Below are 22,375 nucleotides of genomic sequence, written 5' to 3' on the forward strand. Positions count from 1 at the left end.
ATGACGTAAGTGCTTAGATAAAACAATATGACCGCAATCTGAATGTGGATTACAGATTGCGGCCATATGAATAATTAGTCCATCTTTATGCCACGTACTCGATCGGCGCAGGGAGATCGACGCCGGAGGCGTCGCGGCGCATGTCCGGCTTGGGCAGCTCGACGGGCGCTCCGCCAGATGTGCTGGCGTAGAGCGGATAGGTGCCGATGGCAGCTCTGGTCAGGGTGTTCTGGCCTTTGAGGAAGCGCTGCGAACGCACGCCGCCGGTGCCGCGTCCCTTGGTCGGGTACATTTCCAATGGGGTTACCTTGGCCGCTCCGGTCTCGGTGCCGGGCAGTGCTGCGTCATCGCCGGCAACGGTGAGCACGACGGCTCCTGAGGCCGAATACAGGCCGTTTTCGCCTTCGTCGTAGGTCCAGGCGATTTTGCCGGCCGGCACCACATTGAAGGCCACGACATGCTGTCCTTCGGCAAGCCTGATGCCGTTCATACCACCCGCGGTGCGGCCTTGCGGGCGCACCACATTGGCTTCGAAGGTCAGCAATGAGGAATCGGAGGAAATGAAGACGATACGGTCGTCGTCGGCCGCGGGTGCGGCGAATATGACGGCATCCCCGTCCTTCAGGTCAATGACCGGCCAGGAATCCATGGTGCTGGGCGATTCGCGGTTCCAGCGCTTGACGATGCCGTTGCGGGTGCCGATGGCCAGCGGGGTAGTGGTGCTGTCGGTGCTAGAAGTATTACTGTCTCCCGAGTCGGCGGATTCGGTCTTTCCGGAACCATCGCCCATGGCAATCGCCGCCACAACGTGTTCGCTAGGGACCGAATCGGTGCTGGTGGTCATGCCGAGCAGTTCGTCGGCGCTGACGCCACCGGAAACGCTGAGGCTCTCGCTGGCCTGCAGCGATGGCAGATCAGCAATATGGGCCAAGACCAAGCGTCCGGCAGAAGTAATCAGACCATAGCTGGAAAGCGTCGTGCTGGCGAAAATGGAGACGATCTGGTCGTCGTGCGCACGCTTGCCATTTGCCTCGCGCGTCTGCCAAAGATCGACCGCGCTCGGCGAAGTGCGCGCGATGAGTCCGGTGGCGCTCAGCATCACGGCACAAGGCTCGTCATCGAGCCGCAGTGCCGCTGTTGCTTCCTCGACATTGCCGGCCTTCTTTGCCTTTTTTGCGGCTTCGACGTCCTGTGCCGCCTGCGAAACGGTGTTTTCCACGCGGATGGCGGCCAAGGCGGAGGAATCCGGATTGGCATTGTCAGCAGCAGAATCGGACGAAGCCAGCGAACGCACCGGTGTCAGGCTGCCGTCCTCATGGCGTTCAAGCAGCACCGTGCGGCGCGGGTCGCCCCATTTTTCCACCGCCTCGTTCATTTCGGAGATGATCACTTCGTCAAGCCGCTCACCGGAAGCGAGGATTTCGTTGAGCTCGTCGATCTGCCGTTTCAGGTCGTCCTGTTCGGCTTCGAGCTCGATACGGCTCATTTTGGTGAGTCTGCGCAGCCGCAGGTCGAGAATGTATTGCGCCTGGATATCGTCCAGATCGAAGACGGCAATCAACCGCGTCTTCGCAGCGTCAGCGTTGTCGGAGGTGCGAATGACTTGGATAACCTCGTCGATGTCGACCATCGCAAGCAGCATGCCCTCGACTAGGTGCAGCCGTTCCTGTGCCTTGTGCAGCCGGTATTCGCTGCGACGGTGGATCACGTTGCGCCGGTGCTCCACCCACACCTCGAGCATTTCCTTTAAGCCCATGGTGTGCGGCCGTCCGTGGACGAGCGCCACGTTGTTCATGGTGAAGTTGTCTTCCAGCGGTGTGTTCTTGAAGAGCTGGGCAAGCACGGCATTGGGGTCGAAACCGGTTTTGATCTCGATGACGATGCGCGTGCCGTTGTGCCGATCCGTCAAGTCGATCGCGCCCGAAACGCCTTCGATATGATGATTTTTCACACCTTCGGATATGCGTTCGAGCACACGCTCGGGGCCGACCATGAACGGCAGTTCGGTGACGACGATGGCCTTCTTGCGTGCGGTCACGTTTTCGATATGGGTGGCGGAACGGGTGGTCAGCGTGCCTCGTCCGGTTTCGTAAGCTTCGCGGATACCGTCACGCCCGATGATAATGCCGCCGCCCGGCCAATCCGGCCCTGGCACGTAGTCCATCAGTTCGTCAAGCGTGGCGTCAGGATGCTTCATCAGGTATTTCGCGGCGGCGACCACCTCGCCGAGGTTGTGTGTGGCCATGTTGGTGGCCATGCCCACCGCGATGCCGGAGGCGCCGTTGACGAGCAAATTCGGGATCGCGGCCGGCAGCACATCCGGTTCCTTCAGTTTGTTGTCGTAGTTGGGGGAGAAGTCGACGGTATCCTCGTCGATATTCGCATTCATCCCCAGTGCCGCTGGCGCAAGCCGTGCTTCGGTATAACGCGAGGCCGCTGGTCCGTCGTCAAGCGAGCCGAAATTGCCGTGCCCGTCCACCAGCGGCAGGCGCATCGCGAACGGCTGGGCAAGGCGCACCATGGCCTCGTAGATGGAGGAGTCGCCGTGCGGGTGCAGCTTGCCCATCACCTCACCGACGGCGCGGGCGGACTTCATATAGGGCTTGTCGGGGGTCAGGTTCATCTGGCCCATCTGATAGATGATGCGTCGCTGCACCGGTTTGAGACCATCTCGCGCGTCCGGCAGGGCTCGCGCGTAAATCACTGAATAGGCGTACTCAAGGAATGATTTGCTCATTTCCTCATCGAGTGGCGTTTCGATGATATTCTCCTTGACCGTGTGCGGGTCATAGGCTGGTTTGGCCGTTTTGCGACGTTGAGCCATACTGAAAAGCACCTCTATCTGCTAAAAGACAATCCGCTTCATCATACCGGTTCCCCACGTCGAGGACTTGAATTGCGTGGCAGACTCACATTTTTTTAAAGAGGTAAAACTTTGTGAGTCTGAAAAGTGTCGTATTATTTTAGAATCGTTGGCATCATCGGTGTTTCCCGTTATTAGGGATGTGAAGTTTTGTTTGTTTGGCTCACAAAATTTTGATGAGGCAAAATTTTGCGAGTCTGGTTTTTCGGCGTGCGGTGATTGAATGGAGGCATGAGTGTTGAAGTCGAGCCGATGGATGAACTGCTGAAATTTCGCCAAATCGATGCGTACGGCAGCAGCCGTCATATTTCCGCGGTTCTTCCGGCGTTGAGTGCCGCCATCGGTCAGCCGATGCCAACGTCCGTTCATCCCGATCCGGAGGGCGCGAGGGTCGCGTTGGGCTTTCCGAAGACCGATTCGGCGGTTATTGTTCTGGTGGACGGCTTGGGCTTCTGGAATCTGGCCATGCGTGCCGGTCACGCTCCGTATCTGCGTGGCCTGATGAATCAGGAACGGAATGCAAAACCAATCGCAACCTGCATCCCCAGCACCACGCCGATCGTCATGGGCGCTTTCGGCACCGGCACCTGCCCCGGCATGACAGGCATGACCGGGTTCACCCAGCGCAACGAGGAAACGGGAGAATTGGCTCAGCTTATCAGCTTTGCCGGTGCCCCTGAACCTGAGGACCTTCAGCGGCAGCCTACGGTTTTCGAGCGTCTTGTCGATAACGGTGTGCGGGTCACCAGCGTTGGTTTGCCGAAATTTGCCCATTCGTCCCTTACCCGCGCCGCTTTGCGAGGCCCGGAATACCAAGGTTCGCAGCATAGGCAGTTGCGTGTGCGCGCAGCCATCAAGGCAGCCGGCAAGCCCGGAATCACGTATTACTATGTGGATGATGTCGACAAAGCCGGGCATCACTATGGGCCGATGAGCGAGGAGTGGGCCACGGCTCTGGAAAACACGGATGAACAGTTGCGGATGTTGAGAAGGGGGCTCAAACCAGGCACGTTGATGGTCGTCGTCGCCGACCACGGCATGGTCGAGGTTGATTTCGGCAACCAGATTGACATCGCCGCTAACGAGAATCTGACACGGGACGTCGCGTTGGTCGCCGGTGAACCTCGTATGACAATGCTTTATACGCAACCTGGTGCCGATGTCGATGTCATGGCGGTGCGTTGGCGGGAAGAGCTGGCTGATCGTGCGGAGATTTTCACCCGTGACGAGGCGATCAAACGCGGTCTTTACGGTAGTGTCGAAGCGCGTGTCAGGCCATTGATCGGTGATGTCATCGTTTGTGCCAAAGGCAACGCCACGATTGTCGATTCCCGTACGCACAGCGAGGGAGCCATGGGCCTGCTTGGTGTTCACGGTTCATTGACGCGTCTGGAGCGTGAGATTCCCTGCCTGATCGATGTAGCCTGATCGGGGTTGTTTCATTTGCATGAGCATCCGTTTGCGCCCGTGCTGGTAACGTTTGACGCAGCTGCAGCGGATAAGACGATTAAAGCTGAAATAAAAAGAAACCGTTGTCTGCTATCAAAGTAGGCAACGGCACCAAGCCTGGTTTAACGCTCACTCGCCGAACAGGATTTCATCCCAGCTGGGTACCGCGGAACGACCTGATTTGCGTTTGCCCCGTTTGTGATCTTCCCCGTCGTGTTCCTTTTCGTCGCCCTTGGCAGCGTTCTGTTGCTTATCGGTCGAGGGGGCGTCGGAACCGTCGTTTTCCGAGTGTTGGTCGGAGGTGTCGTTGAATGGAGTGAACATTTGCGACTGAGCAGAGGACGTCCGGTTTGCCAACGGCAGTGATAGGGCGTCCACCGGCACGTTCGCTGTCTGCGAGGGTGCCGAAGACGAGGCATCGGCTGCAGCGGCCTCATCTGTTGTTATTGGAGCAGGATACGGCAGTGAGATGGATTCGCCGTCGTTGGAACTTGCAGGCTCCCCCTTTTGGGATGACTGATCGGCTTGAGTGTTTGCGTCGCGTGTTGCCGTGGCGTTATCGCTTTGCTCTCGCATCGAGGCCACTGTGGTGGCGATACGTGCCGAACGCACTGAATTGCCGGGCAACGGAAGGTTCGCTTCAAATGACGAGTCTTCGGTGTCCTGATTGTCATTGCTTGATGATGATTGCCTTGAAGCAATAGCGTTTTGATTGGCGTTTTCTTTGGCCCCGACCGAATCGGCGTTCTGTTTGGTGATGGTTTGCTGAGCGTTGCCGGACTGATTGGGATGTTGGCCTGTTTCCCTTTCACCCAACAGTATCTGTGCCACGGTGTTCTGGCATTCCACGGTGTTGTCGTGCATGTTCCATGTCCACTCGGCGCGCACAAGATTGCGCTGCGTGCGGAATGTCGCTGTGATCAGCCATGGTTCGCGTCCCCGGCGTGTCGCACTCCACTTGACCGATTCCATCCCGATTCTGGCGGCCGCCAGCGTGCGCGCGATGAGCTCCTCGACGGAGTGGACCTTGCTTCCTTTCGGCGCCGAAACCGCAAGGAACTGCTCGATGGCATACTGCTTTTCGGTCTCGACGGGAGCCGAAAAGCGCCGGACCAAGGCTTGGCTCAGCCCATATTTTTCAGCCACTTTTTCAGGCTGCGCACCGGCACGAATAAGTGCCTGAATGCTTGAAATCGGTAGGGTTTGCGCCAATCCGGGATTACTCGCCTCATCGGTCTCGCTTTTGATCTGGCGTGCCTCGAGAATGGCATGCTCCAGCGTGTCGTCGACGGGTACACGGAATTTCAATCCCCTCGAAACGAACACCAGTTCGCCGTCCTCGTCGACATGGTCGAACCGGGCTTGTGCAACTGAACTCACTGGCATGCAAGCACCACTTTCCTCAAACAATAAAACCTCGAGAATCTCACTTTATTCCATTATGTCCCTCGTGTCGTACTTTACGAATTTGCTAAATCGTGTATCCTTTTGCCCGTAAAACACATTTTTGACGTGGACGCCATCGGTAGGGCATACCGTGAATCAACAAGAAAGGACCATGAGATGGCTCAGGATTATGATTCCCCCCGCAACAAGGACGAGGATGAAGAATCGCTTCAGGCATTGAGCAAAAGCAATAGGGATTCCGCCGAGGACATCGATGACGACGAGAACGCCATTGCCGAGGATTATGAGCTGCCCGGCGCGGATTTGAGCAACGAGGATTCGTCGGTGACCGTTATCCCTATGCAGGGTGACGAGTTCATCTGCTCGGAATGCTTCCTCGTCAAGCACCGCAGCCAGCTTGACCACATGGGCCCGAACGGTCCGGTGTGCAAGGAGTGTGCCGCCTGATGGCCTACGCCGAAAGCTACAACGAACCCGAAAACGTCGAGGTGCTGCTCAAGGCGGACTCCGACGGCAATGTGCCGGCTTTGCGCTACGCCCATGCCGGCGATGCCGGTGCCGATCTGACATCAACCATTGATATCGAGCTCAGGCCGTTTGAACGTGCTTTGGTGCCGACAGGCGTTTCCATCGCCTTGCCCAATGGCTACGTTGGCTTGGTGCACCCGCGTTCCGGATTGGCTGTGAAGATGGGGCTGACGGTGCTCAATGCGCCGGGCACCATCGATGCGGGCTATCGTGGCGAGATCAAGGTGCCGCTGATCAATCTCGATTCGCAGCATACGGCGGTTTTGCACGCCGGAGACCGCATTGCGCAACTGGTCATCCAACGTTATGTGGAGGCGCGGTTCGTGCCGGCTACGACTTTGCCGGGCAGCGATCGGGCGGAAAGTGGATTCGGTTCCACGGGAATCGCTGGAAAATAGCAGCAGGCCGTCCTTCAATCAGATAGAATGTACACATAAGGTGATGGGAGCGGGCATGGGCGATACGGTTTCGGACAACAATTCGGCAAGGATGCTGGGCTGTGAGATCAGCACCGATCCGCTTGACCCGCTGCAGCCCATCGTTCGTGTCTGTCGTGCGCACCATCCCGATGCTGACCTGAGCATCCTTGAGCGTGCCTATCGCAGGGCTGTTTGGCAACATCGCAACCAGCGTCGTCGTTCCGGCGAACCATACATCATCCATCCTTTGGCCGTGGCCCAGATTCTGGCCGATCTTGGTATGGGATCATTGGTGGTCGCTGCCGGTCTTTTGCACGATACGGTAGAAGACACCGATTACACACTTGATGATTGCCGTGCGGAATTCGGCGACACCGTCACTGGCCTGGTTGACGGGGTCACCAAGCTTACCAACATGGAGGTCGGCGATTCGGCGCAGGCCGAGACCATCCGCAAGATGGTGGTCGCCATGAGCCGCGACGTGCGTGTACTCGTCGTCAAACTGGCCGACCGCCTCCATAACGCGCGTACCTGGCGCTATGTCAAGCCATCCAACGCCCAACGCAAGGCCCGCGAGACCCTCGATGTCTACGCGCCCTTGGCCAACAGGCTCGGCATGAACGCCATCAAAACCGAGCTCGAGGAACTGAGCTTCAAGGTCCTTTATCCCAAGATCTACAACGAAATCGTCGTGCTCGTCAACCGTCGTGCCGGCCAGCGCGACGTCTACTTGAAGCAGATTGTCAGCGAGATCAACGAGGACCTCGCCGATCAGCACATCAAGGCCACTGTCACCGGCCGTCCGAAGGACTACTTCTCGATCTATCAGAAGATGATCGTGCGCGGCCACGATTTCTCCAACATCTACGATCTGGTCGGTGTGCGCATCATCGTCGACACCATCCAGGACTGCTATGCGGCGCTTGGTGCCGTCCACGCCCGATGGAGCCCGATTCCCGGCAGGTTCAAGGACTACATCGCCATGCCGAAGATGAACATGTACCAGAGCCTGCACACCACGGTGGTCGGCCCCGGTGGCAAGCCCGTCGAGATTCAGATCCGCACCTGGGACATGCACCGACGCAGCGAATTCGGCATCGCCGCCCACTGGAAATACAAGGAAAACGGGCAGGCCGGGCGCAAGCTGAGCGAACCGGACAAGGGCGACCGCAAGCGCGAAAGCGAAGAGAACCAGGACCTGAGCGAGGCCGACAACCTCAAATGGATCCAACAGCTGGCCGACTGGACCAGCGAGACGCCGGATTCCAACGAATTCCTCGGCTCTCTCAAGGAAGATCTTGGCAGTGCCGAAGTCTACGTCTTCACGCCGAAAGGCAAGATCATCTCGTTGCCGGCCAACGCCACGCCGGTCGATTTCGCCTACGCGGTGCATACCGAAGTCGGCCACCGCACCATGGGTGCGCGCGTCAACGGCCGTCTCGTTCCGCTCGACACCGTTCTGGAAAGCGGCGATACTGTCGAGGTTCTGACCTCCAAATCCGAAACCGCAGGGCCTTCACGCGACTGGCTGAGCTTCGTCAAAAGCCCGAAGGCACGCAACAAGATTCGTCAGTGGTTCAGCAAGGAACGCCGCAGCGAGGCTATCGACGAAGGCCGGGACGAGCTCACGCGCGCCATGCGCAAGCGCAATCTTCCAGTCGCTACACTCCTCACCCCGCAGGCGTTGGTCGGTATCGCCGACGAGCTCAACTTCGACAACGCAGACGCCGTATTTGCCGCCATCGGTGACGGGCAGGTCTCCACACAGAACGTCATCTCGCGTCTGGTCAAGGACGCCGGCCGGGACGAGGTCGAAGAGGATGTCGAGCAGGAGGCGCTGCCGCTTAAGCACGTCGAACGCCGCCGCGACACCAACAAACTCGGGATCTCGGTCAAAGGCGTGGAAGGCGTATGGGTCAAGCTGGCCCGTTGCTGCACGCCTGTTCCCGGTGACAAGATCGTTGGCTTCATCACCAAGAACGAGGGCGTTTCGGTGCACCGCACCGATTGTCAGAACATGCTGAACCTTGAAAAGCAGCAGCCCGACCGCGTGGTTGAGGTGGCCTGGACCAGTGCCAAGGGTCTGTTCATGGTCAAGATCCAGGTGGAGGCGCTCGACCGGCCGCACCTCTTGACCGATGTGACCCAAGTGCTTTCCGACCATGGCGTCAACATCATCAACGCTACTGTCGCCACCGGCTCCGACCGTGTGGCCACCAGCCAGTTCTCCTTCGAGATGGCCGACCCTCAGCACATGGCCACGCTTTTGAGCGCCGTGCGCAAGATCGACGGTGTGTTCGATGTCTACCGCCTGACCGGTGCCAAGGATTCCGCGGTTCCGCACATGCGCAAGATGTAGCGTCATGCACGCTGAGGTGGAATACTGAAGATGCGACGAAAAGCACGAAAAGGTGTGCTTTTCGTCGCATTGGTTTGTAAACGCGACCAAAAGCATAATAAAGCGCGATTTTGTGTGCTTTTCGTCGCATCTTTGACTTTTAGGTGGTTCTGCCGGGGCCAAAACTTCTGCGCGTATACGAAAGCCCCTCGCCATTGAAACTCGAATGGCGAGGGGCCTTTATAGCGTTTGCTTTGAAAACGGTTGCTGCCTACTTCACAACCTCAACGGAGGTGATGACGGGCGGTTTCAACGGCATGTCGTTGCTGTCGGTGGGCAGGTTCTGCAGGCGGTCGACCACGGACTTGCCCGCGTCATCAGCGACCTCGCCGAAGATGGTGTGATGGCCGTTGAGCCACGGGGTCGGCACGGTGGTGATGAAGAACTGCGAGCCGTTGGTGCCATGGATCTGGCCATCACTTCCGCGGCGTAGTCCGGCGTTGGCCATGGCGAGCCTATAGGGCTGGTCGAATTTGAGGTCTTCGACAATCTCGTCGTCGAATGGGTCGACGGGGTTGCCGGTACCGTTGCCCAGTGGGCACCCTCCCTGGATCATGAAGTCCTTGATGATGCGGTGGAAGGTCAGGCCGTTATAGAAGGGCTTGTGCGACTTCTCGCCGGTCTTGAGATCGGTCCACTCCTTTTCGCCGGTGGCGAGTCCAAGGAAATTCTTGACGGTTTCCTGCGTCTTGTCGTCGAAGAGGTTCAGGGCGATGTCGCCCTCGGTGGTATGCATGATTACTTTTCTCATAAGGTTCATTTTCCCACCGTGTTAGGACGAGCGGCATATCCGCAATTGCATACAACACGTTGAAAAACGTTGTATTTCCGCCCGTTAATGCGCTGGTTATAACGAATGTCAATAGGTCTTTCCGGCTTTTGCGTTGTGTCGAAAGCGTAAGGGCAGGTATGGTAGCCACTACACATCAAACGAAATAAGGGGAAGACATGGCAGAAGCCAACGATCAGCACAACGCTGGCGATACCAGTGGGAAAGCACCTTTGCCGGTCGACGGGTTCCAAGGTCCGCAGGAACCGGTCAGGGTCAACCACACCGTGCGCAACGTCATCATCGCGGCCGTGGTCGTGGTGCTTGTCGTCGTCCTCGCTTTCTTCGGCTACCGTGGGTTTGCCGGCAAAAAGTCGGCTGCCGCCAAAGGAAGCGAATCCAATCCCGTCAAGATCGGCGTGGTCGGTGTCACCAGTCCCGAGTGGCCGATTTTCAAGGAAGAAGCACAAAAGCAGGGCATTTACGTCAAACTCGTGGACTTCCAGGACTACACTTCCGAAAATCCGGCGCTCGACTCCGGAGACCTTGACTTGAACGAGTTCCAGCATATTCTTTACCTCGCCGATTACAACGTCAAGAACCACAAGGATTTGCAGCCCATCGGTGGCGTCGCCGTCTATCCACTTGGAATATATTCCAGCAAATACAAGGACGTCAAAGACATCCCGGCCGGTACCACCGTTCCCGTTCCCAATGACGAAACCAACCAGGCCCGCGCATTGGGTGTGCTCAAATCCGCGGGTTTGATCAAGCTCAACCACCCGTGGACCGCGTTCACCACTCCCGCCGACATCGACACCGCCGCATCGAAGGTGAAGGTCCTTCCGCTCAAGGCCGAGCAGGTCGCCAATTCACTGAAAGATCCGCAGGTCTCGGCCGGCGTAATCAACAACGACTATGTCAAAGACGCCGGGCTCAAGGCCAGTGACGCCATTTACCACGACAGCGCGGAAAGTAAAGAAGCCAGGCCCTACATCAACATTTTCGTCGCCCGCAAGGCCGATGCTGACAATCCCACGTATCTGAAGCTGGTGAAGATCTTCCACTCCAAGAAGGTCGCGGCGGGCATCATGAAGAAATCGGATAACAGCGCGTCTTTGGCCGACGAATACAGCGCCGAAATGCTGCAGGGCTTCCTGCGTGATGTCGAAAAGGACGCCAAAGCGAAGGATTAATATCGTTTCATAGTATTTCCGACCGATTGGCGGCTTGTGTCCGTGGCCAATCGGTTCGGTACATATTCGGGCAGAAACTACAGGAAAAGCGAGGAATATGAGCGAGGCAATCATCGAACTCGACCATGTGGTCAAGGAATTCAAGTCAAAAGACAAAAAGAAACCGATGCGTGCCGTCGACGATGTGTCGTTGAGCATCAACAAAGGTGACGTTTTCGGCATCATCGGGTACTCCGGCGCCGGCAAATCGACGCTCGTACGCATGATCAATGCACTGGAACGCCCTACCTCCGGATCGGTGCGCGTCCTGGGGCAGGACATCACCGCCCTTAACGAATCCGGGCTACGCCCGCTGCGACGAAAGATCGGCATGATCTTCCAGCAGTTCAACCTTTTCTCCACCAAAACAGTCGCGCAGAACATCGCCTATCCGCTGGTGCTCGACCATTGGCGCAAGGACTATCAGGAACGTCGCGTCAACCAGTTGCTCAAATTCGTCGGGCTTGAGGAGCATGCGAACCAATACCCCTCGCAGCTTTCCGGTGGCCAAAAACAGCGCGTCGGCATCGCCCGTGCCTTGGCCACGAACCCCGAAATCCTTCTGGCAGACGAGGCGACCAGCGCACTCGACCCCGAGACCACGGGGGAGGTGCTCGACCTGTTGCGACAGATCAACCAGCAGTTGGGGGTGACCATCGTCCTGATCACCCATCAGATGAATGTTGTGCAGAAAATCGCAAACCGGATTGCCGTGATGAGCAATGGCCGTGTGGTCGAGCGCGGAGACGCCTACAGCGTCTTCGCCGCGCCGAAGCAGGAGATCACCAAGCGTTTCATAGCCACGGCGATTTCCGGTATTCCCGACCCCGAACGTGTCGTCGACATGCACCGTCAATGGCCCGGCCGCATTGTCACTGTGCTTATCCGCCAAAAAGACGCGCAAAACGAGTTGGACAATTCAATCGTGCCGTCCTCAGGCCAGAACATTTCGGGGCTTATCGCCGAATACGGGGTATCCACCAACCTGATTTACGGCGGCATCGATACCGTGACCGGCTATGCGATCGGTGCCATGACCTACGAGTTGGCGGGGGAGGCATCGCTCATCGATGGGTTCCTCCAGGAGTTGTCCCGCGACAGTGATGTGTTCGATTTTGGCAGCGCGCAGGCTCCGATTGATTATGACATGGCGGTTTCGACACCGCTTGCCGGGCCAAAGACGCGCACGACAGCGGTTGGCGGTGCTGGTGGCTCCGGAAGCGCGGCAGATGTTGGCAGCGATATTCTCGATGACGCCGATGAATCGGATGATGCGGTCGGGTCCACGAATGCGAATGGAAACGGGAAAGGGGAACAGGCCTGATGAATACCTTTAATCTCACCGGTTCATTTGGGGCAAAAGTCACGGGAACCATTACGTTGGCAGCGGACCAGGATTGGTCGATCCTCAAACCCATGCTCTTGCAATCCATCGCCCAAACGCTGGAAATGGTGTTTATTACTCTCGTCGTAGGCGGCATTCTGGGCCTGATTCTCGGTGTCGTTCTTTACGGCACCAGACCCGGCAATCTCTTCGAGAATTCCGTGATCTACCATATCCTTGACATCATCGTCAACATCGTGCGGCCCATCCCGTTCATCATCTTCCTGGCGGCGATCCAGCCGTTGACCATGAAGGTCGTCGGCACCTCAATCGGTACTGCGGCGGCGATTTTCCCGATGATCATCATGGCCACGTTTGCCACGTCAAGGCTTGTCGAACAGAATCTGGTGCCGGTTGACAGGGGAGTGATCGAGGCGGCGCGCTCCATGGGCGCCTCCACGTTCACCATCATCCGCACAGTCCTCATTCCTGAGGCTTTGGGCCCGCTTATCCTGGCCTACGCGTTCCTCTTCATCTCGATTCTCGACATGTCGGCCATGGCCGGCTACATCGGCGGTGGCGGCCTCGGTAATTTCGCGATTTCCTACGGCTACCAGAAGTTCGATCCAGTTGTCACGTGGACGGCTGTCGTCATCATGATTGTGCTGGTGCAGGTCGTACAGGCCATCGCCAACATGCTGGCCAAGCGCATCCTCAAGCGTCAGAAGTAGTGTAGTGATTCTTTACGGCGGTTCGCCAAAACTTCTTCAGTGAGGAAACCAAAGGTCATGACGCCTGATTCCTGCTTTCAACAGCAGGAATCAGGCGTTTTTCTATTTTTTGGCCTGCTGATCCGAGCAATTGCCTAAACGGCGAGGTTCTTCTACGCGTCATAACGAATACGGATAGTTGTTTTTGATTTTTCAATATTTTCAGGCCTTTTGGCCGTGTATTCTTGCCCTCAAGACACAAGCGCATATCAGACAATCACCAAACCAATAAGGGAACATTATGTCATCAACAAATCCGAATACGCAACCCGGCCCCGATCTCAGTCCGCTGTCGGCCGGTGGCCTCGGTCCAGAAGAACCGGTTCGCGTCAATCACACGAAACGGAATATCGTCATCGCTGTGGTTGTCGTTGTTCTGCTCGCCGCCCTCGCTTTCTTCGGTTACCGCGGTTTCGCCGCCAAAAAGGCAAGCGCGGCGAAAGGTACGCCTGCCAATCCAGTGAAGATCGGCGTGGTGGGAGTGACCAACCCCGATTGGGTGGTTTTCAAGCAGCAGGCGCAAAAGCTTGGCATTTCAGTCCAGCTGGTCGATTTCCAGGATTACACCTCCGAGGATCCTGCAGTGGATTCCGGCAGTCTTGACATGAACGAATCGCAGCACATCCTGTTGCTTGCCAATTACAACGTGAAGAACCACAAGGACCTGCAGCCCATCGGAGCCACCGGCGTCTTCCCGCTGGGGATGTATTCGACCAAATACAAGGACGTTTCACAGATTCCCGCCGGATCCAGCATTCCTGTTCCCAACGACGAGACGAATCTTTCGCGTGCTCTGGGTGTGCTTGACCAAGCCAAACTCATCAAGCTGAAGCACCCGTGGACCCCATTCACCTCGCAGGCTGACCTTGACGAGTCCGCCTCCAAAGTGAAAGTCGTGCCGGTCAAAGGCGCCCAGGTTCCCAAGTCGCTCAACGATCCGGATGTTGCCGCCGGCATCATGAACAACGATTTTGTCGCCGACGCCGGGCTCAAACCCTCCGAATCGATTTTCCGCGACGATCCGCATAGCAACCATGCCCGCCCCTACATCAACATCTTCATCGTCAAGAAAGCGGATATCAACAATCCGCTCTATCTCAAGCTCGCAGGCATAGCCCATACCAAGGAGTTCAAGGCCGCTCTGCAGCAGAAGTCCAAAGGCACCTGCGTCTTCGCCGACCAATATAGCGGTTCCCAGCTCCGCGGATTCCTGGGCGACGTCGAAAGCGACATGCGCAAGTCGCAAGAGGCGTGAGGCTTGGAATACGTAAATGAAAAGGCCGGTAAGGTTTTCTAATCCCGGCGGGTTCCCTTGCCAAAGTCACCACAAGCCCTTCAACTTCCGCTTTTGACGGTCGTGGTTCTCGTCCGAGTTTCAGGCAATCGGTTGGTATCCTTAAATGAGGAACAGAAAAGAAAAGAGTATTACATTATGGTGGAACATGTGGAGATTTCCGATGATTTGATCGCCGTCAGGCATCATCTCCATCAGTATCCCGAGCTCAGTTTCAAAGAATATGGAACGACCAAATTCCTGCGTGACCAGCTGACGTCGCACGGCATTGAAATCCTGGACACGCCGCTTGAGACCGGATTGGTGGCGCAGATCAAGGGAGAGAAGCCCGGACCGCGGGTCGTGCTTCGTGCGGATATCGACGGCCTGCCCATCCATGAGCATTCCGGTCTGCCGTTCACCTCCAAGAACCCCGGCGTGATGCATGGTTGCGGCCACGACATCCACATGACCGGTCTGCTTGCCGCCGCCTACTGGCTGGCCGAGCATCGCGACCGTATTGCCGGCACCGCCGTCATTCTTTTCCAGCCTGCCGAAGAGACCGGAAGAGGATCGCGGTACGTCATCAAGACCGGCGCTCTGGGCAAGGTCGATGCCCTTATCGGCACTCACAACACCCCCGACCACAAGCCCGGCGAAATCGCGGTGAGCAAGGATCCGATGATGGCCGGTTGCGTCAGCTTCGCCGTCACGTTCCATGCCGATGGCACCCATGCCGGCAAGCCGCACTGCGGCACCGGTCCCATCGAGGCGCTCGCATCCACGGTCCTTTCGCTGCAGACCGTCGTCAGCCGCAACATCAATCCGTTCAGGCCTGTGGTGCTTTCCATCACGGAGGTTCACGGCGGCGACGTGTGGAATGTGATTCCCGACACCGCCGGATTCTTCGGAACTGTCCGCTACTTCTATAAGGATGACCATGATCTGGTCACCAGGCGTTTCCGTCAGATCGTCGAATCCACGGCCGCAGCTTACGGCATCACCGTGGATATCAAATGGGATGAGCTTGCCGTTCCGCTGGTCAGCGACGAAACGCTGATAGGTCCGGTGGCGCAAGATGTGCCGAGCTATGCAACTTCCGTACCGGTCATCACGTCGATGGGCGGCGAGGATTTCGCGGACTTCCAGCAACTGGGCCCGCTGGTGTTTGGTTCAATCGGTTCCAATGGCCAGCCGGGGCACCATGGTATCCACAATCCCGAATTCGTGGCCTTGGACGAAGCCATCAAACCCACGGCGGAATTCCTGGTCAACGCGCTGCTGCGGGTCGAAAGCGAACTTGCCTGATTCCCCGTCTTTCGTCGGCTGATTTGCGTTCATAGCCGCTCCTGCCTTTGTTAAGGTGGAGCGGTTTTTTATGCGCGGCGTATAGCGAAAAGACACGGTATTGTCCGTTCTCTTTATTGGCATCGGGTGAAAGTGACATCGAAGCGGATATGATGAAGGCATGACTCAACTTCGTTTTGCTTTGGCCCAGATCGACACCTGTGTGGGAGACCTCGACGGCAACGCCGCCACTGTCCTGCAATTCACACGTATGGCCGCGCTGCACCACGCTCAAATCGTCGTTTTCCCCGAAATGACGCTGACCGGCTATCCGATCGAGGATCTGGCTTTTCGTGCCACATTCCGCAAAGCGGCGGCGAACAAGGCCGACGAACTTGCGAAGACGCTGGAAAAAGAAGGGTTGGGCGGGCTTTACGTGGTTGTCGGAACCGTGGGAACCTCCTCGGCCACTGACGTCGATGGCAAACCGACCAACCGTTTGGTGGTGCTGCATTCGGGCTCGGTATGGTCGATGTATGACAAACACTTCCTGCCGAATTACGGGGTGTTCGACGAATTCCGTATTTTCGAATCCGGCCAGCGGTCCGTCATTCTCGACATCGATGGCGTGAAGGTCGGTGTGGCCATCTGTGAGGATATCTGGCAGGACGGCGGACCAGTGGCGGATCTGGCCGGCCAGGGTATCGACGTTTTGCTTACGATCAACGGGTCCCCGTACGAGGAAGGCAAGACCCACACCCGTTTGGATCTGGCCAAGCGCCGCGCCGGCGAGGTCGATGCACCTCTGATCTATCTCAACCAGGTCGGCGGCCAGGACGATCTGATTTTCGACGGCGGCAGTTTCGTGGTCGATGCCGACGGCACACTTATCGAGCGTTCGCCGATGTTCGTTGAGAATCTGAGTTATTTCGATTTCGATTCATCCGCTACCCATCAGAAAGTCGGCACTCTTGCGGAGCCGCGTGACCCGGACGAAGAGGTGTACACCGCTTGTGTCCTGGGCCTTAAGGATTACATGGCCAAGAACCATTTCGGCGCAGTGGTGCTGGGCCTTTCCGGCGGCATTGATTCCGCGTTGGTGGCGGCGATGGCGGCGGATGCCGTGGGTGGTGCAAACGTGCAGGGCGTATCCATGCCGAGCATGTATTCCTCCGACGGTTCCAAGGACGATGCCGCCGATTTGGCGCACAACATCGGAGCCCATTACGATATCCAGCCCATCGAGCCGCTGTTCAAGGCCTTCCAAACCCAGCTTGATCTTACAGGGGTAGCGGCCGAGAACCTGCAGGCGCGCATCCGTGGCGTCATCGTCATGGCCTATTCCAATTCGAAGAACCTGCTGGCGCTCGCCACCGGCAACAAGTCCGAGCTCGCCTGCGGCTATTCCACCATCTACGGCGACGCGGTGGGTGGCTATGCGCCGATCAAGGACCTCTTGAAAACCCGCGTTTGGGAACTTTCCCGGTGGCGCAACCGTGCGGCAGCGGCCGGCGTTGGTGTCGGCGGCCTGAAAATCGTCGGCAATGAGAACGGGGGAGCGGGCGTACCGCTTAAAGACGGTGTGATGATTCCCGTTGCCAGCATCGAAAAGGCGCCGAGCGCCGAGCTGCGTCCTGGTCAGAAGGATTCCGATTCGCTGCCCGAATATGCCCTGCTCGATAAAGTCCTTGCGGCTTATATCGAAAAGGCTCACGGTCGCGCCGACCTGTTGAAGGACGGCTTCGACGAGAAGACGGTGGACACGGTGATGCGCCTGGTCGACCGCGCTGAATGGAAGCGCCGCCAGTACCCGCTCGGCCCGAAGGTGACTTCGCTGGCGTTCGGCCGCGACCGTCGTCTGCCGGTGACCAGCGCCTTCCGAGAGTAGCGGAAGCGTACGCTTTGGGAAGAGAGAAAAAGAACGGCACCGATTTGGGTTACAGTTGAAGGGCCGATATCCATGAAGAGGGGAATTGCGATGGCAAAGGGTACGCTGAACACGAACGACAATGATGGAAACGAATGGTATTTCAACATCGTGACCAAGAAGCCCGAGCTGGGCAAGCTTTCCCCGATAAACCAGCGTCTTGGCCCTTATAAGACACGTAAGGACGCCGAAGACGCCGGGGAGATCGCCAAGAAGCGCAATCTCAAGTGGAAAGAGCAGAACCGGGAATGGAATGCCTGGGATAAGGCCGGCAAAGATAATGACGACGAGGACGACGAGGACGAATAGGCCTGTTCGTCGGGTTCCGGAACGTTTCTAAACATGAGGGCTGATGGGCAAGCGGTTTCCATCAGCCTGTTTATTTTGCGGATAAATGAAAAATGTGATCTACGTCACTTTCTTTTTATGAAGAAAGCACGTCTTTACGGAAAAACGAATAATTGCCTAAATCGTTCTTGAGCAAGGGTTTACAACATTAGACCAATTTTCTTGAGAATGGGAAAAGGCATCAAAAACAAAAAAGTGATGTAGCTCACACTAATTTGGTCGACTTGTGACGCAGACCACTCTACAATAGTAAATGAACGCAACGTGAAGATGCGTTGCTCCATTAACAAGGAGTGTTATATGACCGCAGTAGATCAGACTGCTCTCTCTGAGGAAGAGCTTCAGGCAAAGGCCTGGAATGGCTTCGTCGGAGGAAATTGGCAGAAGGAAATCGATGTTCGCGATTTCATTCAGAAGAACTACACGCCGTACGATGGCGATGAGTCCTTCCTTGCCAAGGCAACCCCGAAGACCAAGGAAATGTGGGACTATCTCGATCACAACCAGCTTGCCATTGAGCGCAAGCAGCGTGTATATGACGTTGATACCCACACCCCGGCCGGCATTGACAACTTCGGCCCCGGCTACATCATGGACAAGGAACACGACAACGTGATCGTCGGCCTGCAGACCGATGAGCCTTGCAAGCGTGCCATGATGCCGAACGGCGGCTGGCGTATGGTCGAGCAGGCCATCATCGAGGCAGGCAAAAAGCCCGACCCCAATATCAAGACGATTTTCACCAAGTATCGCAAGACCCACAACGACGGCGTCTTCGGCGTCTATACCAAGCAGATCAAGCTTGCCCGCCATAACAAGATTCTGACCGGCCTGCCTGACGCCTACGGCCGTGGCCGCATCATCGGCGACTATCGCCGTGTCGCCCTTTATGGCGTCAACTATCTGATCGCCCAGAAGAAGATCGACAAGGACTCGATTCCATATCGCAACGATTTTACTGAGGCCGAAATCGAGCATTGGATTCGCTTCCGCGAGGAGCATTCTGACCAGATCAAGGCTCTGAAGGAACTCATCGCTCTCGGCAATGAGTATGGCCTCGACCTCTCCCGTCCGGCGCAGACCGCTCAGGAAGCCGTGCAGTGGACCTACATGGGCTATCTTGCTTCCGTCAAGAGCCAGGACGGCGCGGCCATGAGCTTCGGCCGTGTCTCTGCCTTCTTCGATTGCTACTTCGAGCGCGACTTGAAGAGTGGCAAGATCACTGAGACCGATGCTCAGGAGATCATCGACCAGCTCGTCATGAAGCTGCGTATCGTCCGCTTCCTGCGTACGAAGGACTATGACAGCATCTTCTCCGGCGATCCGTATTGGGCCACCTGGTCCGATGCAGGCTTCGGCGATGATGGACGTCATATGGTCACCAAGACCTCGTTCCGTCTGCTCGCCACCCTGACCATGGATCATCTTGGACCAGGACCGGAGCCAAACATCACGATCTTCTGGGATTCCAAGCTGCCTGATGGCTACAAGCGCTTCTGCGCCCGTACCTCCATCAACACCTCGGCCATCCAGTATGAGTCCGATCGTGACATCCGCAACCACTGGGGCGACGATGCAGCCATCGCTTGCTGCGTCTCCCCGATGCGTGTCGGCAAGCAGATGCAGTTCTTCGGCGCTCGTGTGAACTCCGCTAAGGCTCTGCTGTACGCGATCAACGGCGGCCGTGACGAGATGACCGGTATGCAGGTCATTGATAAGGGCGTCATCGATCCGATCAAGCCCGAAGCCGACGGAACCCTTGACTATCAGAAGGTCAAGGACAACTACGAGAAGGCCCTTGAGTGGCTCTCCGAGACCTATGTCGAAGCGTTGAACATCATTCATTATATGCATGACAAGTATGCGTATGAGGCCATTGAGATGGCTCTGCACGACAAGGAAGTCTACCGCACCCTGGGTTGCGGCATGTCCGGCCTGTCGATTGCCGCCGATTCGCTTTCCGCCCTGAAATATGCGAAGGTCTATCCTATCTACAACAAGGATGCGAAGAACCTCGAAGGCCACGAAAATGAGTATGTCGAAGGTGCGGATGACGACCTGGTGGTCGGTTATCGCACGGTCGGCGATTTCCCGATCTACGGCAACGACGATGATCGCGCCGATGACCTCGCCAAGTGGACCGTCTCCACGGTTATGGATCAGATCAAGGCCCTGCCGGTCTACCGCAACGCGGTTCCGACACAGTCCATCCTGACCATTACCTCGAACGTGGTCTACGGCAAGGCGACCGGTTCCTTCCCGAGCGGACACAAGAAGGGCACCCCGTATGCTCCTGGTGCCAACCCGGAGAACGGCATGGATTCGCACGGCATGCTGCCGTCCATGTTCTCGGTCGGCAAGATCGACTACAACGACGCGCTGGACGGCATTTCGCTGACCAACACGATCACCCCTGACGGCCTTGGCCGTGACGAGGAAGAGCGCATCACCAACCTGGTCGGCATCCTTGATTCCGGCAATGGCCATGGCCTCTACCACGCCAACATCAACGTGCTGCGCAAGGAGCAGCTTGAGGACGCCGTCGCGCATCCTGAGAAGTATCCGCACCTCACCGTGCGTGTCTCGGGCTACGCTGTGAACTTCGTCAAGCTCACCCGCGAGCAGCAGCTCGATATCATTTCCCGTACGTTCCATCAGGGTGCTGTCACTGAGTGACAAAATACCTGAAGTAACGTGGTGAATGTTTGATTGAAGGGGCGGGGCTCTAGTTCCGTCCCTTCATCATGTTTCATGGCCGTGGAAACCGCTTTGGAATAACGGTAATGGGTTTTCAGCTATGGAATATTTCCTGCATCACATTGTGCTTCAGGCACACCGAACGACTGGGATTTTAACCTTAAAACCATTAGTATGGAATGAAGGATTTGACAAGGAGGGCAACGATGTCCGCAACCACTCAATTTAGAACGACGACGCAGCACATGCTCAAGGAGTCGAAAGTATATGCCAAGCACACGTTGATGGGCGGTCTTTCCGGCTTCCAGTCTCCTATAGGTCTGGATCGCCACGACCGTATCGATGCGCTGCGCACCGGCGATATCGGCTTCGTCCATTCATGGGATATCAACACATCCGTCGATGGACCGGGGACCAGGATGACCGTGTTCATGAGCGGATGCCCGTTGCGCTGCCAGTTCTGCCAGAACCCTGACACTTGGAAGATGCGCGACGGCCAGCCGGTCTATCTTGATGATATGATCGAACGCGTCACCCGCTACAAGGACGTCTTCCAAAGCACCGGCGGGGGAGTCACATTCTCTGGTGGCGAGTCCATGATGCAGGGCAAATTCGTCTCACGCGTCTTCCACGCGGTGCGTCAGGAAGGCATCCACACCTGCCTCGATACCTCCGGATTCCTCAACAAGGACTGGACCGACGAGATGATCGACGACATCGACCTGTGTCTGCTCGATGTCAAGTCCGGCGATGAAAAGACCTATCATGAGGTGACTGGCAGCCAGCTGGCACCGACCATCGAATTCGGCCAGCGCTTGAACAAGGCCGGCAAGAAGATCTGGGTGCGTTTCGTCCTCGTTCCCGGCCTTACCGACAGCGTCGAGAACGTCGAAAACGTGGCCAAGATCGTCGAGACCTTCGGCGACGCCGTCGAACATATCGACGTGCTTCCGTTCCACCAGCTCGGTCGTCCGAAGTGGCACGAACTTGGCATTCCTTACCCCCTGGAAACCAAGGAAGGCCCGTCCAAGGAACTGAAAAAGCGCGTTCACGACCAGTTCAAGGCTCACGGTTTCGAGGTCTACTAAAAAGAGGCCAATCGCTTTCGTCGGCAAAGGCTCTGTTCAAAGGTACGTTGTTCGTATCCGACCTTTGGACAGAGCCTTTCTGCATTTCAGCGATCTTGGCTTTGACTCAATTACCCTGATCCACCTACAGGAATTTGCGTAAATCACGAAAATGCTTTGTGTGTGGAATTCGGCTTTTCCCAAGTTGTCTTTATCTTATATGATAATAGAGCCTATTGCTATAGACTTAACTGATGCGAAAGGGAATCATAGCAAACTGACGAAATCAGCTGACTGGTTTCTCAAAATCATGTCTTGGCTTCTGAAGTCTTATTGGGGTTAGGTTCTCGCAAGATATGAATCGTACTTCGATATGGCTTGAAACAAGGGGACGCGACGTCGTTCGATGATGCTCCTATGAATTCCGGCCTTTCTACTTAATTAAGGATTGTCATTATGGACGAAGAATCTGAAGCTTTGGCTTATCAGAAGAAACGCAAGCAGAAAATCATCAGGAGAGTAGTGCTTATCGGCGGTGGGGTACTTGTGTTCTTTGTCGCCAATTGGTCTCAACTGATAGCCCTTATCTGATTCGGCTTCTTGGATGAAAGGCC

General features: G+C 56.6%; 17 protein-coding genes. 14 read left to right on the top strand and 3 right to left on the bottom strand.

Features of this window, described 5'->3' with window-relative positions:
* Positions 1 to 85 precede the first annotated feature (85 nt).
* Positions 86 to 2,824 carry a DNA topoisomerase IV subunit A gene (locus PT275_RS01530; protein ID WP_277151695.1) on the bottom strand — a complete coding sequence of 913 codons (2,739 nt, stop codon included), beginning with the start codon at positions 2,822 to 2,824 and terminating at the stop codon, positions 86 to 88.
* A gap of 270 nt (positions 2,825 to 3,094) precedes the next feature.
* Between PT275_RS01530 and PT275_RS01535 the strand changes: the two genes are divergently transcribed.
* The gene (locus PT275_RS01535) at positions 3,095 to 4,291 is read left to right on the top strand and encodes a nucleotide pyrophosphatase/phosphodiesterase family protein (protein ID WP_277151697.1); all 1,197 of its coding nucleotides are present in this window, start codon (positions 3,095 to 3,097) and stop codon (positions 4,289 to 4,291) included.
* A 150-nt stretch (positions 4,292 to 4,441) separates the two neighbouring features.
* On the opposite strand, the gene sepH is transcribed toward PT275_RS01535, so the two are convergent.
* The gene (gene sepH / locus PT275_RS01540; RefSeq protein WP_277151699.1) at positions 4,442 to 5,698 is read right to left on the bottom strand and encodes a septation protein SepH; all 1,257 of its coding nucleotides are present in this window, start codon (positions 5,696 to 5,698) and stop codon (positions 4,442 to 4,444) included.
* 177 nt (positions 5,699 to 5,875) lie between these two features.
* On the opposite strand from sepH, the gene PT275_RS01545 reads away from it, so the two are divergent.
* Genes PT275_RS01545 through PT275_RS01555 form a run of 3 tightly spaced genes read left to right on the top strand, consistent with a single transcriptional unit; the run spans position 5,876 to position 9,025 of the window.
* Complete coding sequence (locus PT275_RS01545; RefSeq protein ID WP_277151701.1) at positions 5,876 to 6,166, top strand: DUF4193 domain-containing protein; 291 nt, start codon at positions 5,876 to 5,878, stop codon at positions 6,164 to 6,166.
* Positions 6,166 to 6,645 carry a dUTP diphosphatase gene (dut, locus tag PT275_RS01550; protein ID WP_277151703.1) on the top strand — a complete coding sequence of 160 codons (480 nt, stop codon included), beginning with the start codon at positions 6,166 to 6,168 and terminating at the stop codon, positions 6,643 to 6,645. Before PT275_RS01545 ends, dut begins: the two co-directional genes overlap by 1 nt.
* Positions 6,646 to 6,700: 55 nt before the next feature.
* Entirely contained in the window at positions 6,701 to 9,025 is a 2,325-nt protein-coding gene (locus PT275_RS01555) for a bifunctional (p)ppGpp synthetase/guanosine-3',5'-bis(diphosphate) 3'-pyrophosphohydrolase (RefSeq protein ID WP_277153615.1), read from the top strand.
* Between the two features lie 250 nt (positions 9,026 to 9,275).
* On the opposite strand, the gene PT275_RS01560 is transcribed toward PT275_RS01555, so the two are convergent.
* The gene (locus PT275_RS01560; protein WP_277151705.1) at positions 9,276 to 9,815 is read right to left on the bottom strand and encodes a peptidylprolyl isomerase; all 540 of its coding nucleotides are present in this window, start codon (positions 9,813 to 9,815) and stop codon (positions 9,276 to 9,278) included.
* A 197-nt stretch (positions 9,816 to 10,012) separates the two neighbouring features.
* Between PT275_RS01560 and PT275_RS01565 the strand changes: the two genes are divergently transcribed.
* From PT275_RS01565 to PT275_RS01610, 10 genes are all read left to right on the top strand, one after another.
* The gene (locus PT275_RS01565; RefSeq protein WP_277151707.1) at positions 10,013 to 11,029 is read left to right on the top strand and encodes a MetQ/NlpA family ABC transporter substrate-binding protein; all 1,017 of its coding nucleotides are present in this window, start codon (positions 10,013 to 10,015) and stop codon (positions 11,027 to 11,029) included.
* A gap of 97 nt (positions 11,030 to 11,126) precedes the next feature.
* On the top strand, positions 11,127 to 12,392 hold the full coding sequence (locus PT275_RS01570; protein ID WP_277151709.1) for a methionine ABC transporter ATP-binding protein: 1,266 nt from the start codon (positions 11,127 to 11,129) through the stop codon (positions 12,390 to 12,392).
* 92 nt (positions 12,393 to 12,484) lie between these two features.
* Positions 12,485 to 13,123, top strand: a complete 639-nt coding sequence (locus tag PT275_RS01575) for a methionine ABC transporter permease (protein ID WP_277153616.1) — start codon at positions 12,485 to 12,487, stop codon at positions 13,121 to 13,123.
* Positions 13,124 to 13,403: 280 nt separating this feature from the next.
* Complete coding sequence (locus PT275_RS01580) at positions 13,404 to 14,417, top strand: MetQ/NlpA family ABC transporter substrate-binding protein (RefSeq protein ID WP_277151711.1); 1,014 nt, start codon at positions 13,404 to 13,406, stop codon at positions 14,415 to 14,417.
* A 177-nt stretch (positions 14,418 to 14,594) separates the two neighbouring features.
* Entirely contained in the window at positions 14,595 to 15,743 is a 1,149-nt protein-coding gene (locus PT275_RS01585; RefSeq protein ID WP_277151713.1) for an amidohydrolase, read from the top strand.
* Between the two features lie 160 nt (positions 15,744 to 15,903).
* On the top strand, positions 15,904 to 17,610 hold the full coding sequence (locus PT275_RS01590; RefSeq protein ID WP_277151715.1) for an NAD+ synthase: 1,707 nt from the start codon (positions 15,904 to 15,906) through the stop codon (positions 17,608 to 17,610).
* Positions 17,611 to 17,700: 90 nt separating this feature from the next.
* On the top strand, positions 17,701 to 17,958 hold the full coding sequence (locus PT275_RS01595) for a hypothetical protein (RefSeq protein WP_277151717.1): 258 nt from the start codon (positions 17,701 to 17,703) through the stop codon (positions 17,956 to 17,958).
* 339 nt (positions 17,959 to 18,297) lie between these two features.
* Entirely contained in the window at positions 18,298 to 20,673 is a 2,376-nt protein-coding gene (pflB, locus tag PT275_RS01600) for a formate C-acetyltransferase (RefSeq protein ID WP_277151719.1), read from the top strand.
* A 227-nt stretch (positions 20,674 to 20,900) separates the two neighbouring features.
* Positions 20,901 to 21,782 (top strand): pyruvate formate-lyase-activating protein, encoded by an 882-nt coding sequence (gene pflA, locus PT275_RS01605; RefSeq protein WP_277151721.1) that lies wholly within the window; start codon positions 20,901 to 20,903, stop codon positions 21,780 to 21,782.
* 435 nt (positions 21,783 to 22,217) lie between these two features.
* Complete coding sequence (locus PT275_RS01610; protein ID WP_277151723.1) at positions 22,218 to 22,352, top strand: hypothetical protein; 135 nt, start codon at positions 22,218 to 22,220, stop codon at positions 22,350 to 22,352.
* Positions 22,353 to 22,375: the final 23 nt, after the last annotated feature.

It is taken from the genome of Bifidobacterium sp. ESL0745 (assembly GCF_029433335.1).
Lineage (GTDB): Bacteria > Actinomycetota > Actinomycetes > Actinomycetales > Bifidobacteriaceae > Bifidobacterium.

What these genes read in the sequence shown, in the direction of transcription:
- PT275_RS01530 (WP_277151695.1), bottom strand. Translation starts at nt 2,824, where the DNA reads ATGGCTCAACGTCGCAAAACGGCCAAACCAGCCTATGACCCGCACACG.
- PT275_RS01535 (WP_277151697.1), top strand. Translation starts at nt 3,095, where the DNA reads ATGAGTGTTGAAGTCGAGCCGATGGATGAACTGCTGAAATTTCGCCAA.
- sepH (WP_277151699.1), bottom strand. Translation starts at nt 5,698, where the DNA reads ATGCCAGTGAGTTCAGTTGCACAAGCCCGGTTCGACCATGTCGACGAG.
- PT275_RS01545 (WP_277151701.1), top strand. Translation starts at nt 5,876, where the DNA reads ATGGCTCAGGATTATGATTCCCCCCGCAACAAGGACGAGGATGAAGAA.
- dut (WP_277151703.1), top strand. Translation starts at nt 6,166, where the DNA reads ATGGCCTACGCCGAAAGCTACAACGAACCCGAAAACGTCGAGGTGCTG.
- PT275_RS01555 (WP_277153615.1), top strand. Translation starts at nt 6,701, where the DNA reads ATGGGCGATACGGTTTCGGACAACAATTCGGCAAGGATGCTGGGCTGT.
- PT275_RS01560 (WP_277151705.1), bottom strand. Translation starts at nt 9,815, where the DNA reads ATGAGAAAAGTAATCATGCATACCACCGAGGGCGACATCGCCCTGAAC.
- PT275_RS01565 (WP_277151707.1), top strand. Translation starts at nt 10,013, where the DNA reads ATGGCAGAAGCCAACGATCAGCACAACGCTGGCGATACCAGTGGGAAA.
- PT275_RS01570 (WP_277151709.1), top strand. Translation starts at nt 11,127, where the DNA reads ATGAGCGAGGCAATCATCGAACTCGACCATGTGGTCAAGGAATTCAAG.
- PT275_RS01575 (WP_277153616.1), top strand. Translation starts at nt 12,485, where the DNA reads ATGCTCTTGCAATCCATCGCCCAAACGCTGGAAATGGTGTTTATTACT.
- PT275_RS01580 (WP_277151711.1), top strand. Translation starts at nt 13,404, where the DNA reads ATGTCATCAACAAATCCGAATACGCAACCCGGCCCCGATCTCAGTCCG.
- PT275_RS01585 (WP_277151713.1), top strand. Translation starts at nt 14,595, where the DNA reads ATGGTGGAACATGTGGAGATTTCCGATGATTTGATCGCCGTCAGGCAT.
- PT275_RS01590 (WP_277151715.1), top strand. Translation starts at nt 15,904, where the DNA reads ATGACTCAACTTCGTTTTGCTTTGGCCCAGATCGACACCTGTGTGGGA.
- PT275_RS01595 (WP_277151717.1), top strand. Translation starts at nt 17,701, where the DNA reads ATGGCAAAGGGTACGCTGAACACGAACGACAATGATGGAAACGAATGG.
- pflB (WP_277151719.1), top strand. Translation starts at nt 18,298, where the DNA reads ATGACCGCAGTAGATCAGACTGCTCTCTCTGAGGAAGAGCTTCAGGCA.
- pflA (WP_277151721.1), top strand. Translation starts at nt 20,901, where the DNA reads ATGTCCGCAACCACTCAATTTAGAACGACGACGCAGCACATGCTCAAG.
- PT275_RS01610 (WP_277151723.1), top strand. Translation starts at nt 22,218, where the DNA reads ATGGACGAAGAATCTGAAGCTTTGGCTTATCAGAAGAAACGCAAGCAG.